We start from the raw sequence: 12,188 nt of genomic DNA on the forward strand, positions 1-12,188 counted from the left end.
TATACCTCCCACGGGGGAGTAGATTTCTGGCCAGCGACCAGACCATAGCGGGGAAGGTTCCAGTGGCAGACAAGACGGCGCAGACCATCTACATCGATGCCGATCCGTCGACGGTGATGGACGTCATCGCCGACATCGGCTCGTACCCGGACTGGGTCGCCGAGTACAAGGAGACCGAGGTCCTCGAAGCCGACTCCGAGGGGTATCCGAAGGTCGCGAGGCTGGTTCTCGACGCCGCGGTGCTCAAGGACAGCATGGTGCTGGCCTACGAGTGGCCCGCCGATCACAAGTCGGTGACGTGGTCACTGGTGTCGAGCACTCTGCTGAAGTCATTGGACGGTGCATATCGTCTGGCGCCCAAGGGTTCTGGTACAGACGTCACCTATGAGCTGTCCGTCGATCTGATCATTCCGATGATCGGGTTGCTCAAGCGCAAGGCCGAGCGGCGTCTCACCGACACCGCGCTGAAGGATCTCAAGAAACGAGTCGAGGCTGACTGAGGGCGAGGCTGCTGCCCGGATCAGTCTGTTCGTCGGCAAGGGCGGCGTAGGCAAGTCGACGCTGGCGACCGCCACCGCAGTGCGTGCTGCACGCGCCGGGATGCGGGTCCTTCTGGTGTCCACCGACCAGGCCCACTCGATCGGTGACGTCCTGGGCGCACACCTCGTGCCGACCGGGCGGCGCGAGCCCACCCGTGTGCTGGCCGAATTGGACACCGCAGATGCCGGTGGTGGCTCGCTGGATGCGCTGGCGCTCGACACCTTGGCGCTGCTGGCTGCCAGATGGTGCGAGGTCGCCCACCCGCTGGCCGAACGCTTTCCCGACTCCGACATCGGAGACGTTGCCTCAGAAGAGCTTTCGGCCCTACCCGGGGTGCAGGAGGTGCTCGGCCTGCACGAGGTGGGTGAACTGGCCCGTTCCGGGCACTGGGATCTCGTGGTGGTCGATTGTGCCTCGACCGCTGACGCAATGCGGATGCTCACGTTACCCGCGACGTTTGCCCTCTACCTGGAACGTGCCTGGCCGAGGCACCGCCGGTTGTCCAGTGCCGACGACCCGAGGACAGCGCTGGTGGTCGGTGTCCTCGAACGCATCGGCGCAGGCACCGACGAACTGAGCACGCTGCTGACGGACGGAGAACGCGTCAGCGCGCATCTGGTGATGACAGCCGAGCGCGTCGTGGCCGCCGAGGCGATCCGCACGCTGGGAACGCTGTCCCTGATGGGTGTTCGGGTCGCCGAGCTGATCGTCAATCAAGTTCTGGTGCAGGATGATTCGTTTGAGTACCAGAACCTTCCCGCGCATCCGGCCTTCGATTGGTACTCCGAGCGGATCTCCGACCAGAAGGCCGTGCTCGACGAGCTCGACCGAACGATCGGCGACGTCCAACTCGTGATGGTGCCGCACCTGCCGGGCGAACCGATCGGGCCCAAGGCCCTGGGTGAACTGCTGGACTGCGCGCGCCGGCGGGACGGGTCGCCACCGCCGGGCCCGCTGCGCCCGATCGTGGACCGAGAATCGGGAACCGGCCTGGAGGCGGTGTACCGGCTGCGCCTGGAGTTGCCGCAGGTGGATTCGTCCGCGCTGGCGTTGGGTAGGGTCGACGATGACCTGATCATCGGCGTCGGTGGTATGCGGCGCCGGGTTCGCCTGGCGTCGGTGCTCCGGCGGTGCATCGTCATCGGCGCGCAGCTCCGTGGCAGCGAGCTGACGGTGCGATTCCGACCGAATCCGGAGGTGTGGCCGCGATGAATGGGGCTCACTCCGATCTGGGGCCCGAGCTGCGCGCGTTGGCGCAGTCGATCCTCGACAAACTCGATCCCGCGATCCGGCTGGCTGCAGCCCGCGCGCAGTCGGGCGCCAACAGTCCGGGGCGGTGCCAGCAGGTGTGGTGCCCTGTGTGCGCGCTCGCCGCACTCGTCTCGGGCGACCAGCATCCGCTTCTCGACGTCGTGGCCGAGCACAGCGTGGCCCTGTTGACGCTCGTCAGGGCCATGGTCGACACCATCGACGTGGACGGGGCGGGGCCGCCCGAGCCACCGGCTCCCGGCCCTCCGCCAGAGGACCCCGGGCCGCCGCCGCCGTCGCCGCCGGGCCGCTATCAGCACATCCCGGTCGACGTCGAGGAGTAGCCGGCCGGCGGGTCAGGTAGAAGTACTCACCCGGCTGTGTGGTCGCACGCACAGGCCGTGGGTAAAGTTGTCGCAGAGCATATTGACCGCGCCGCGGTCGGGTGATCCGGAGGGTCCATGTGGTACTGGCTGTTCAAGTACGTTCTTCTGGGCCCGTTGCTGGCTATGATCGCCCGGCCGAAAATCGAAGGGCTGGAGCATATTCCGGCTGACGGGTCGGCGATCCTGGCCAGCAATCACCTCGCCGTGATGGACAGCTTCTATCTGCCCCTGTTGGTTCGCAGGCGCATCACGTTCCTGGCCAAGTCCGAGTACTTCACCGGCACCGGGGTCAAGGGACGTTTCCTGGCGTGGTTCTACACCGCCGTCGGCCAGGTGCCGATCGACCGCACCGACGCAGACAGTGCGCAGGCCGCGCTGGTCACTGCCGAGCGCATCCTCGGCCAGGGCAAGTTGTTGGGCATGTACCCGGAGGGCACACGCTCGCCCGACGGCAAGCTGTACAAGGGCAAGACGGGCCTGGCCAGGCTCGCGCTGGAGACCCAGGTCCCCGTGATTCCCATCGCGATGATCGGAACCGACCGCGTCAACCCGCCCGGCAAGGGGCTGAGGTTCGCGCGTGTCACGATCCGGATCGGTGCGCCGATGGACTTCACCCGCTTCGACGGGCTGGCCGGCAACCGCTTCATCGAGCGGGCGGTCGTCGACGAGGTGATGTACGAGCTGATGCGGCTCTCCGGTCAGGAGTACGTCGACCTCTATGCCGCGGACGTCAAACAGGGAAAAGATGATGCGGCGGGCAAGCCGCCGACCCGCCTGCCGGAATCGGCCGCCGGCTAAGCCTTGACCGCCTTGGCCGTATCCGCCGCGTCGGCCTGCGCGACGTCGTCGCCTCGCCGGAGCGTCACGGTGCCGATGGTCACGATGACCGCGAGCGCCCACCACAGATAAGAGCCGCCCAGCAACTGGCGCCACAGCGACGCCGTGGTCTCGCGATGCTCGGGTAGCAGCGTGATCGGCGACCACATCATCAGCACGAGCCCGATCGCCGAAACGGCGCCGAGAGCGACATGCCGCAGACGCACCCCCAGGACAGCGGTCACGAGCACGGTCGGCAGCATCCACACCCAGTGGTGCGACCACGACACCGGCGAGACGACCAGGCCGAACATCGCGACGCTGAGCAGTGCCAGCACCGGCTGTTCGGCGCGCAGTGCCCTGCGCGCAGCCCACACCGTCACTGCGAGAACGCCGAAGCACAGCGCCGTCCACAGCACGAACCGCTCACCTTCTCCGATGCCGAGCCGGGCCAGGGCGCCCGCGATGTTCTGGTTCGTGTTCAGGGTGGCCGTGCCGATGCGGTCGGTGTTGCGAACCGTCTCCGTCCAGTACTCCCAGGAATCTCGCCAGGCGAACGCGAAGCCGGCGAGCGTGGCGATCATCGCCGACGCGGCCGTGACCAGCATGGCGCGGGTGTCGCGGCGCAGCAGGAAGTACAGCAGGAACACCGCGGGCGTCAGCTTGACCGCGATCGCGACACCGAGCAGCATCCCGCGGGGCCACGGGGTGCGGCGAGGCACGCAGTCGGCGATCACGAGTGTCATCAGGACGACGTTGATCTGGCCGAAGTCGAAGTTCGCGCGGATCGGCTCCAGATAGATCACCGCGGGGGCGACGATCGCCGCCGCCAGCCAGCAGCGCCGCATCCAGGCGGGTTCGCCGGTGACCCGGGTGGTCGGCCACACGTCGAGGCGCGTGAGCACGAGGACCGTCGACACCAGCAGCAGGAACAATGTGGTCGCGGTGATCGCGATGCTCGCCGCATTCAGTGACAGGAGCGCGAACGGCGAGAACGCGACGGCGGCCAGGGGCGGATAGGTGAACGGCAGTTCGAGGCCGCCCTGGGTCTGGAACATCTGGCCGTCGGCGTAGAGCGAGCGGCCGTCGAGCCAGGCCTGCCCGCCCATGCGGTAGACGTCGATGTCGATGCGGTAGGGGACATGTCCGAGCAGGCTCCACGCCGCTGCGGCCAGCGCCGCGAGCGTCAGAAGTTGGAACACCCGCCAAGCGAGCCGTGGCCCCCAGTTACTCATGTCGCCGACCAGACTATCGGGGCCGACCGGCGAGTCGTCAGGTATCCCGGCCGCGACACACGCAGGTCGGCGTAAGTTTTCTGCGTGCGCACGGACCTGGACCTCCACTGGGACTTCTCGCTGCACGTCCCCGAGACCCGGCAGCCGTTGATGTGGTGTCTCATCGCGTTCATCGTCACGTTCGCGATCACCCGCACCATCGTGCGGTACATCCGCAGCCAGTCGGGCAGCGACAAGCCGCACCGATGGTGGCAGCCGCGCAACATCTCCGGTGGGGGCGGCCTGCACATCCACCACATGGTCATCGGCGTGATTCTGGTCATGGTCTCCGGCGTCGCGATGGTGACGATGGCGGTCGACGGGGGAGTACCCGAGTTCACGGCCGCGTCGATCCTTTTCGGCATCGGCGCAGCGCTGGTCCTCGACGAGTTCGCGCTGATCCTGCACCTGTCCGACGTGTACTGGGCCGAGGACGGCCGCACCTCGGTCGACGCGGTGTTCGTGGCGGTCGCCGTCGCCGGTCTGCTGATCGTGGGGCTGAACCCGTTGTCGTTCTTCGACGTCGGGACATGGGAGAACGATCCAACCGTCGGCATGCGCACGGTCGTTGTCGTGGCGGCCCTGTTGAACCTGGCCCTGGCGGTGATCGTGCTGCTGAAGGGCAAGGTGTGGACCGGTCTGGTCGGCATGTTCGTCACGCCGCTGCTGTTCGTCGGCGCGATCCGGCTGTCCCGGCCGCATGCGCCGTGGGCGCGGTGGCGCTATACCACGCGGCCGCGCAAGATGCACAAGGCGCTGGAACGGGAGCGCTGGCTGCGCCGGCCGGTCGTGCAGGCCAAACTGTGGCTGCAGGATGCGATCGCCGGGATGCCGAAGTTCCCCGACGACGCGCTGGTCGACCAGCAGCTCGACCGCGAGATCCACGCAGCGCCCGCGCCCCCGGGCGTTCGCGAGCCTGCCGAACAGAAAGCCTCCTGAGTTGCGGTACTTCTATGACACCGAGTTCATCGACAACGGCCGCACCATCGAGTTGATCTCCATCGGCGTTGCAGCCGAGGATGGTCGCGAATACTACGCCATATCAACGGAATTCGATCCGGAGCGGGCCGGCCGCTGGGTGCGCAAGAACGTCCTGCCGAAACTGCCGTCACCCGCCTCGCCGCTGTGGCGCTCGCGCAGGCAGATTCGCACCGAGCTGGAGGATTTCTTCGGCATCGACGGTGACGAACCGATCGAGCTGTGGGCGTGGGTCGGCGCCTACGACCATGTGGTGCTGTGCCAGCTGTGGGGGCCGATGACCGACCTGCCGCCGGCCATCCCGCGGTTCACCCGCGAGCTGCGCCAGTTCTGGGAGGAGCGCGGCTCGCCCCGGATGCCACCGCGCCCGCGTGATGCGCACGATGCGCTCGTCGACGCGAAGCACAACCTGGTGCGCTTCCGCCTGATGACCGGGGTCTGAGTGTGCTGCCGCACTGACATGCGGTTTTGCGGCGCGGTTACGATTGACCGGTGAACTGGACCGTCGACGTGCCCATCGATCAGCTGCCTGCGCTCCCGCCGCTGCCCGAGGACCTGCGGCAGCGTCTGGACGCCGCGCTGGCCAAGCCGGCGCTGCAGCAGCCGTCGTGGGACGCGAGCCAGGCCGCGGCGATGCGCAAGGTCCTCGAAAGCGTGCCGCCCGTGACGGTGCCCTCGGAGATCGAGCGGCTCAAGCGGCATCTCGCCGACGTCGCGCTCGGCAAGGCGTTCCTGCTGCAGGGCGGCGACTGCGCCGAGACGTTCGTCGACAACACCGAGCCGCACATCCGCGCGAACATCCGCACGCTGTTGCAGATGGCGGTCGTGCTCACCTACGGCGCGAGCATGCCGGTGGTGAAGGTGGCCCGCATCGCGGGCCAGTACGCCAAGCCGCGGTCCGCCGACGTCGACGCACTGGGGCTGAAGTCCTACCGGGGCGACATGATCAACGGCTTCGCCCCCGATGCGGCCGTGCGCCAGCACGATCCGTCCCGCCTGGTCCGCGCCTACGCCAACGCCAGCGCCGCGATGAACCTCGTGCGCGCGCTGACATCGTCGGGCATGGCGTCCCTGCACCACGTGCACGAGTGGAATCGCGAGTTCGTGCGGACCTCGCCCGCCGGGGCCCGCTATGAGGCGCTGGCCGGGGAGATCGATCGCGGACTTCGTTTCATGAGCGCCTGCCGCGTCGATGACCGGAACCTCGACACCGCCGAGATCTACGCCAGCCATGAGGCTTTGGTGCTGGACTACGAGCGCGCGATGCTGCGGATGGACACCGAGTCGTCGAGCGGGCCGAAGCTCTACGACCTCTCGGCGCACTACGTGTGGATCGGTGAGCGCACCCGTCAACTCGACGGCGCCCACGTCGCGTTCGCCGAGGTGATCGCGAATCCCATCGGCATCAAGATCGGCCCGACGACGTCGCCGGAGCTGGCCGTGGAGTACGTCGAGCGGCTCGACCCGAACAACGAGCCCGGCCGGCTCACGCTGGTCAGCCGGATGGGCAACCACAAGGTCCGTGACGTGCTGCCCGCGATCATCGAGAAGGTACAGGCGTCCGGCCATCAGGTGATCTGGCAGTGCGACCCGATGCACGGCAACACCCACGAATCATCGACCGGTTACAAGACACGGCATTTCGACCGCATCGTCGACGAGGTGCAGGGTTTCTTCGAGGTGCACCACGCGCTGGGCACCCACCCCGGCGGCATCCACGTCGAGATCACCGGTGAGAACGTCACCGAATGTCTCGGTGGCGCACAGGACATCTCGGACACCGACCTGGCGGGCCGCTACGAGACCGCCTGTGATCCGCGGCTGAACACGCAGCAGTCGCTGGAGTTGGCGTTTTTAGTGGCGGAGATGCTCCGCGACTAGAGCAGGTTCGGGAGGTTCGCGCCCAGGGTCCAGGCGCCGGCGGCGGCCAGCCCCGCCAGTGTGATCACCGCGACGACCCAGAAGAACAGCACCCGCCGCGCGCGCTGGCGTGCCCAGTGGAACTGCTCGAGGTCGATTCCGGCGAACCGCCCTGCCTTTGAGGGGTATTCGTCGTCCCCGAAGTCGTCATCGTCGAAGTCGTCGGTGATCGCCGGAAGTTCGTCGCGGGTGAACACCTTCGTGTGCGGGTGCCCGGCCCGCTTGTCGAGGTTGACCGTGGTGGTGCCCAGAGAGTTGTGCGACGCCGAGTTCTTCGGGGCGGGCACCCGGAAATAGGGCAGCGCCAGTTCCTGGGCGATGATGTCGAGCTGGTCGGCCATCTCGGCGGCGTCGGCGAAGCGGCCGCTCGGGTCGCGCGAAGTGGCGCAGTGCACGAGATCGTCGAATTGCCTTGGGACGCCCTCGATCGCGCTGCTGGGCGGGGGGACGTCACGGTCCATCCGCTGATAGGCGACCGCGAGCGCGGTGTCCCCGGTGAACGGGGTCTGGCCTGTCAGCAGCTCGTAGACGAGGATGCCGACGGCGTAGACGTCCCCGCGGGCATCGGTGTCGCCGGTGGCGACCTGTTCCGGGGCGAGGTAGGCGGCGGTGCCCAGGATGACGCTGGTGGAGGTGATCTTGGCGTCGGCGACGGCGCGGACCAGCCCGAAGTCAGCGATCTTGACGGCGCCGTCGTCGCTGATCAGCACGTTCTCGGGTTTGATGTCCCGGTGCACCAGGCCGGCGTGATGTGCGGCAGCCAGTCCGCCGAGGACGGGACGCAGGACGGCGGCCACAGCGTGCGGCGGCATCGGGCCGCGCTCGCGGAGCAGCTCGCGCAGCGTGCCGCCCTCGACGAGCTCCATCACCAGAAATGGGTGCGCTCCGTCGAGTCCCTGGTCGTAGACCGCCACCAGCCCGGGATCGTTGAGCCGCGCCACCGCGCGGGCCTCGCGCTGGAACCGTGTCATGAAGTGGTCGTCGCCGGCGTAGCGCGAGTCCATGATCTTCAGCGCGACGGGGCGGTCGAGGCGCAGATCCAGGCCGCGGTACACGCCGGACATTCCACCGGTCGCGATCAGCGAGTCCACGCGGTAGCGACCGTCCAGCACCGCCCCGCTGAGCGGGCTCGACTGCTGGTAGGTCTCCATCGGACTCATGGTACGAGTCGGGGTCGAAGATCCCCGCGAGGTCCTAGACTCGGTGCGATGAGCAGCATTCCGACTGCCGACGACGTTCTCGATCCCGACGAAGCGGTGTACGACCTGCCCGCGGTGGCCCAACTTCTGGGTATCCCCGTGACGAAGGTGCACCAGCATCTGCGCGAAGGGCATCTCGTCGCGGTACGGCGCGGCAAGACCGTGGTGGTGCCGAAGGTGTTCTTCGACGACACCGGCCATGTGGTCAAGAGCCTGCCCGGTCTCCTGGTGGTGTTGCACGACGGTGGATACACCGAAACCGAGATCGTGCGGTGGCTTTTCACCCCCGACTCGTCACTGACGATCCGGCGCGACGGCTCCGCCGACGGGGAGGCTAATGCCCGCCCGGTCGATGCGTTGCACTCGCATCAGGCTCGTGAGGTGGTTCGCCGGGCTCAAGCGATGGCGTACTGACTCCGGTAACGGACTGGTCGGCGGGCCTGTACCTGTAGAGCCAATACCACGCCCCGGCCGCGCACGCCGTCGACAGCAGGACGTGCACCCACGAGTACATGCCGTGGGCACCGTCGGGCCGCCAGATCACCGTGATCCATGTCGAGAAGCCGGCGATCAAGGCGATGGACTGCCGTGATTGGGCGAGCGCGGCGACGACGGCGAGCGGCCAGGTGTAGTACCAGGGCAGTGCCGCGGGCACGAACAGCACCACGACCGCCATCACCAGGGCGATGCCCATCAGCGCGTCTCGGTCGGTGCGGCGGTAGCGCCACCACAGCAGCGGCGCCGAGATCGCGATGACCGCGACGCCGATGATGCGCGTCGTCTCCAGCACCGCATAGAAGTTCACCGGCACCACGAGGCCGACGAGGACATTGGTCAGGTTCGCGATCGCGGTGGGCACCGTCAGCCAGTTGATGATCTTGACCGAACCGGCGAGGGCGGTCAGCCAGCCCAATCCGACCCCGGCGGCCAGTGACAGCACGGCGAAGACCGTCACGAAGACCAGCAGCGACCCCGCTGTCGCGGCGACGAACGCCTTCAGCGGTGAATAGCCGCGGCGGTCGCGCAAGGCCCGCGCCCACACCCACACCATGAACGGAAGTGCCAGCCCTGCCGTGGCTTTCACCGCCACGGCCACCGCGATCAGTGTCACGCCTGCGATGTTGCGGCCGCCGAAACACAGCGCGATGCCCGCCATCATCAAGCCGACCATCAGCATCTCGTTGTGCACCCCACCCATGAGGTGGATGATCACCAGCGGGTTGAGCACCGCGATCCAGAGCGCGGCCGCGCCGCTGGCTCCGACGTGGCGCGCCACGCGCGGTGCCGCCCAGATCAGCAGCGCCAGACCGGGAAGCATGCACAGCCGCAGCAGCATGGTGCCCGCGACGACATCGTTGCCGACGATCATGGTGACGAACTTCGCGACGAGGATGAACGCGGGACCGTACGGTGCTGTCGTCGTCGTCCAGATCGGGCTGACGTTGTCCAGCAGCGAGTTCACGTTCTCGATGGGTCCGACGAGGTAGGGGTCGAACCCGTCGCGCAGCAGGGCGCCCTGGGCGAGATACGAATACGTGTCGCGGCTGAACAGCGGCACACTCAGCAGGAGCGGCGCCAGCCAGAACCCCGTGGTGGCGAGCATGGTGTATTCGGTTGCGGTGCGGTCGATCACCCGGCGGCCCAACCACAGCCACGCGATCAGCATCAGCGCCACGCCTGTCCACAGCAGCAGTGACGACACCACCAGCCCGTGCCCGAACCGCAGCCAGGACAGGTGCATCGACTCCAGAAGCGGATCGTGCAGTCGGGTGCTGCCCGCACCGAGGCCGCCCGCGGTCAGCAGGACGGCGCCGATCGCGCCCACCACCGCGGGCCGCGCCTCGGGGGAGCGTGCGAAGCCTTTGAGGCGGTGAAGGTGTTGCGGCAGCCCGGTTTTCGGGGCCTGGGCCGCGGCGGGCGTGGACATGCTCGGGGTCATGCTCCTAGGCCGACCGGTTCGCGGCCAATCTCGCGAGCTCGGTGAGCCCCGCCTTGGCCTGGGCGTCGATCGGCGCCGCGTTCAAGGTTTGCAGTGCGCGCCGGGTCAGCGTGTCGATCCGGTTCTCGACGGCCGCCAGCGCACCCACCGATTCGATGACCTGGCAGACGTCCTTGACCTGGGCGTCCGTCAGATCGGTGCCGACCGAGGTGCGCAGCAGCTTCGCGGCGATGGGGTCGTGTTTGTCGGCAAGCTCGACCGCTTCGGCCAGTAGCACCGTGCGCTTGCCGGACCGCAGGTCGTCTCCCGACGGTTTCCCGGTGACGGCCGGATCGCCGAAGACGCCGAGCACGTCGTCGCGCAGCTGGAATGCCACTCCGAGGCTGGTGCCCAACTCGTGGAACGCCTCGAGGATGTCGGGGCAGTCGGCGGCCGCGGCGGCGCCCATCTGCAGTGGCCGAGAGATGGTGTACGAGGCCGTCTTGTAGATGTTGACGGTCAATGCCGAGGCGACGGTCTCGGATCCGCTCGACTCGTTGACGATGTCGAGGTACTGCCCGCCGAGCACCTCGGTGCGGATCGCCGCCCAGACCCGTTGGACGCGGCGGTGGGCATCGACGTCGATGGCGGCGGTGGCGACGATGTCGTCGGCCCAGACCAGCGCGAGGTCGCCGAGCAGGATCGCCGCCGAGAGTCCGAACTGTTCCGAGGAACCGTGCCAGTTGTTGGTGCGGTGGCGTTCGGTGAAGATCTTGTGCACGGTGGGCAGCCCGCGCCGGGTGGCCGATGCATCGATGACGTCGTCATGGACGAGCGCGCAGGCGTGGAGGAGTTCCAGGGCCGAGAACAGCCGCAGCACATGCGGTTCGGGTTCGGTGCCGGCGACCGCGCGCCAACCCCAGTATGCGAAGGCGGGGCGTAACCGCTTCCCGCCGCGCAACACGAATTCCTCGACGGCTTCGGTAAGGACCGCGTAGTCCGCCCCGATGTATGCGGCATCTCGGCGGCGCCCGCGCAGATAGTCGCGAAGCTGTTCGGTGACGGCCGCTGCCAGCTCGACGGCTGACGGTGCCGTTGCATCCACGCTCAGCGGGCGCCCCTTTCTGTGATCACACTACGTCGTTCAGTACTGCGCCCCGGGTGTTCAGCGTAGAGCCTGTGACCCGGGGAAGAGCAAGCAAGGCTCAGCGCGTCTGCTCCTGCGGTTCGCCGGGGCGTGGCGACCGGTCTCTGCTGTTGTAGGCCAACCAGCCGGTGATGCCTGCCACCACGAACGAGGCGACCCCGAGCCAGATCGCTGCGCCGGTGAATGACCGCGCGCTGGGGTCGGTGTAGCGCGCCTGCGCGTTCATCGTGCTTACCACGCCCGGGCGTAGTTTCCATTCGACGACCGACGAAGAGATCTGGTCGCCGTTGGTGGATGTCACCTCGCCGGGGAACGCGACCGACAGCGAGACGTCGGCTTCTGGATCACTCAGTGAGGTCAGGTCGGCGCGGCCCTCCAGGATGACGAGGTCGCCGGCACGCCGCAGCGAGATGTCGACGCCGGCGGCGTCGCGGTTCATGCTCGCGAGCTGGGGGAGTTCGGCGAACGAGAGGTCGGAGAACACGGCCTGCGAACCGACGTAGTCGTCCCGGCTGTACTCGGACACGGCCACCTTCTGGGCGAACGGCAGGTTGTTGAGCAGCTGAGGGCCCTTGTCGTTGTCGTCGCGGGGGATGGCTGCCGCGACGATCTGGCCGGACACCCGGTCGTCGGGCGAGACGGTGATCGATGCCCGGATCCGCACACACCCGATCAGCGAAGGCGCCACCACCAGGAGCAACATCCCCAGCGCGAGAAGACGTCGACGGGTGCGGTGACGGTTCAGCACCTGGTCATCGTGCC

13 protein-coding genes are annotated in these 12,188 nt (G+C 67.8%); 8 read left to right on the top strand and 5 right to left on the bottom strand.

The genetic code is table 11. From position 1 onward, the window contains the following. Positions 1-62: 62 nt before the first annotated feature. The 4 genes from ACAG24_RS16920 to ACAG24_RS16935 all read left to right on the top strand — a co-directional run bounded on the left by ACAG24_RS16920 (position 63) and on the right by ACAG24_RS16935 (position 2,972). Positions 63-500, top strand: coding sequence for an SRPBCC family protein (locus ACAG24_RS16920; RefSeq protein ID WP_370473559.1), 438 nt, complete (start codon positions 63-65; stop codon positions 498-500). Then, positions 493-1,752: an ArsA family ATPase gene (locus ACAG24_RS16925; protein ID WP_370473852.1), complete on the top strand. Its 1,260-nt coding sequence runs from the start codon at positions 493-495 to the stop codon at positions 1,750-1,752. The genes ACAG24_RS16920 and ACAG24_RS16925 overlap by 8 nt, the downstream gene beginning before the upstream one ends. After that, on the top strand, positions 1,749-2,132 hold the full coding sequence (locus tag ACAG24_RS16930; RefSeq protein ID WP_370473558.1) for a hypothetical protein: 384 nt from the start codon (positions 1,749-1,751) through the stop codon (positions 2,130-2,132). The genes ACAG24_RS16925 and ACAG24_RS16930 overlap by 4 nt, the downstream gene beginning before the upstream one ends. 117 nt (positions 2,133-2,249) lie before the next feature. Continuing rightward, positions 2,250-2,972, top strand: coding sequence for a lysophospholipid acyltransferase family protein (locus tag ACAG24_RS16935; protein ID WP_370473557.1), 723 nt, complete (start codon positions 2,250-2,252; stop codon positions 2,970-2,972). Here ACAG24_RS16935 and ACAG24_RS16940 read toward each other — a convergent pair. Further along, positions 2,969-4,225, bottom strand: coding sequence for a glycosyltransferase 87 family protein (locus ACAG24_RS16940; RefSeq protein WP_370473556.1), 1,257 nt, complete (start codon positions 4,223-4,225; stop codon positions 2,969-2,971). The two genes, ACAG24_RS16935 and ACAG24_RS16940, sit on opposite strands and share 4 nt — an antisense overlap. An 84-nt stretch (positions 4,226-4,309) precedes the next feature. On the opposite strand from ACAG24_RS16940, the gene ACAG24_RS16945 reads away from it, so the two are divergent. Genes ACAG24_RS16945 through ACAG24_RS16955 form a run of 3 tightly spaced genes read left to right on the top strand, consistent with a single transcriptional unit; the run spans position 4,310 to position 7,123 of the window. Further along, positions 4,310-5,203, top strand: coding sequence for a hypothetical protein (locus ACAG24_RS16945; RefSeq protein WP_370473555.1), 894 nt, complete (start codon positions 4,310-4,312; stop codon positions 5,201-5,203). A gap of 1 nt (position 5,204) precedes the next feature. Then, positions 5,205-5,684 carry a polyadenylate-specific 3'-exoribonuclease AS gene (locus tag ACAG24_RS16950; RefSeq protein ID WP_370473554.1) on the top strand — a complete coding sequence of 160 codons (480 nt, stop codon included), beginning with the start codon at positions 5,205-5,207 and terminating at the stop codon, positions 5,682-5,684. 50 nt (positions 5,685-5,734) lie between these two features. Beyond that, a complete protein-coding gene (locus tag ACAG24_RS16955) occupies positions 5,735-7,123 on the top strand; it encodes a class II 3-deoxy-7-phosphoheptulonate synthase (RefSeq protein WP_370473553.1) in 1,389 nt (462 codons plus the stop codon). On the opposite strand, the gene ACAG24_RS16960 is transcribed toward ACAG24_RS16955, so the two are convergent. After that, positions 7,120-8,322 carry a protein kinase domain-containing protein gene (locus tag ACAG24_RS16960; RefSeq protein WP_370473552.1) on the bottom strand — a complete coding sequence of 401 codons (1,203 nt, stop codon included), beginning with the start codon at positions 8,320-8,322 and terminating at the stop codon, positions 7,120-7,122. The two genes, ACAG24_RS16955 and ACAG24_RS16960, sit on opposite strands and share 4 nt — an antisense overlap. A gap of 48 nt (positions 8,323-8,370) precedes the next feature. Between ACAG24_RS16960 and ACAG24_RS16965 the strand changes: the two genes are divergently transcribed. Continuing rightward, positions 8,371-8,775, top strand: a complete 405-nt coding sequence (locus ACAG24_RS16965; protein ID WP_370473551.1) for an Rv2175c family DNA-binding protein — start codon at positions 8,371-8,373, stop codon at positions 8,773-8,775. On the opposite strand, the gene ACAG24_RS16970 is transcribed toward ACAG24_RS16965, so the two are convergent. From ACAG24_RS16970 to ACAG24_RS16980, 3 genes are all read right to left on the bottom strand, one after another. Beyond that, positions 8,696-10,300, bottom strand: a complete 1,605-nt coding sequence (locus tag ACAG24_RS16970; RefSeq protein WP_370473550.1) for an alpha-(1->6)-mannopyranosyltransferase A — start codon at positions 10,298-10,300, stop codon at positions 8,696-8,698. The genes ACAG24_RS16965 and ACAG24_RS16970 overlap by 80 nt on opposite strands. 4 nt (positions 10,301-10,304) lie before the next feature. Beyond that, positions 10,305-11,384, bottom strand: a complete 1,080-nt coding sequence (gene idsA2 / locus ACAG24_RS16975) for a bifunctional (2E,6E)-farnesyl/geranyl diphosphate synthase (protein ID WP_370473549.1) — start codon at positions 11,382-11,384, stop codon at positions 10,305-10,307. A gap of 100 nt (positions 11,385-11,484) precedes the next feature. Next, positions 11,485-12,174 (bottom strand): LppM family (lipo)protein, encoded by a 690-nt coding sequence (locus ACAG24_RS16980; RefSeq protein WP_370473548.1) that lies wholly within the window; start codon positions 12,172-12,174, stop codon positions 11,485-11,487. Positions 12,175-12,188 lie beyond the last annotated feature (14 nt).

This window comes from Mycobacterium bulgaricum (genome assembly GCF_041287165.2).
Taxonomy (GTDB): domain Bacteria; phylum Actinomycetota; class Actinomycetes; order Mycobacteriales; family Mycobacteriaceae; genus Mycobacterium; species Mycobacterium bulgaricum.

Excerpts from the sequence above, each read along its gene's own strand:
- ACAG24_RS16935 (WP_370473557.1), top strand. The coding sequence starts at position 2,250 with ATGTGGTACTGGCTGTTCAAGTACGTTCTTCTGGGCCCGTTGCTGGCT.
- ACAG24_RS16930 (WP_370473558.1), top strand. The coding sequence starts at position 1,749 with ATGAATGGGGCTCACTCCGATCTGGGGCCCGAGCTGCGCGCGTTGGCG.
- ACAG24_RS16970 (WP_370473550.1), bottom strand. The coding sequence starts at position 10,300 with ATGACCCCGAGCATGTCCACGCCCGCCGCGGCCCAGGCCCCGAAAACC.
- ACAG24_RS16940 (WP_370473556.1), bottom strand. The coding sequence starts at position 4,225 with ATGAGTAACTGGGGGCCACGGCTCGCTTGGCGGGTGTTCCAACTTCTG.
- ACAG24_RS16965 (WP_370473551.1), top strand. The coding sequence starts at position 8,371 with ATGAGCAGCATTCCGACTGCCGACGACGTTCTCGATCCCGACGAAGCG.
- ACAG24_RS16960 (WP_370473552.1), bottom strand. The coding sequence starts at position 8,322 with ATGAGTCCGATGGAGACCTACCAGCAGTCGAGCCCGCTCAGCGGGGCG.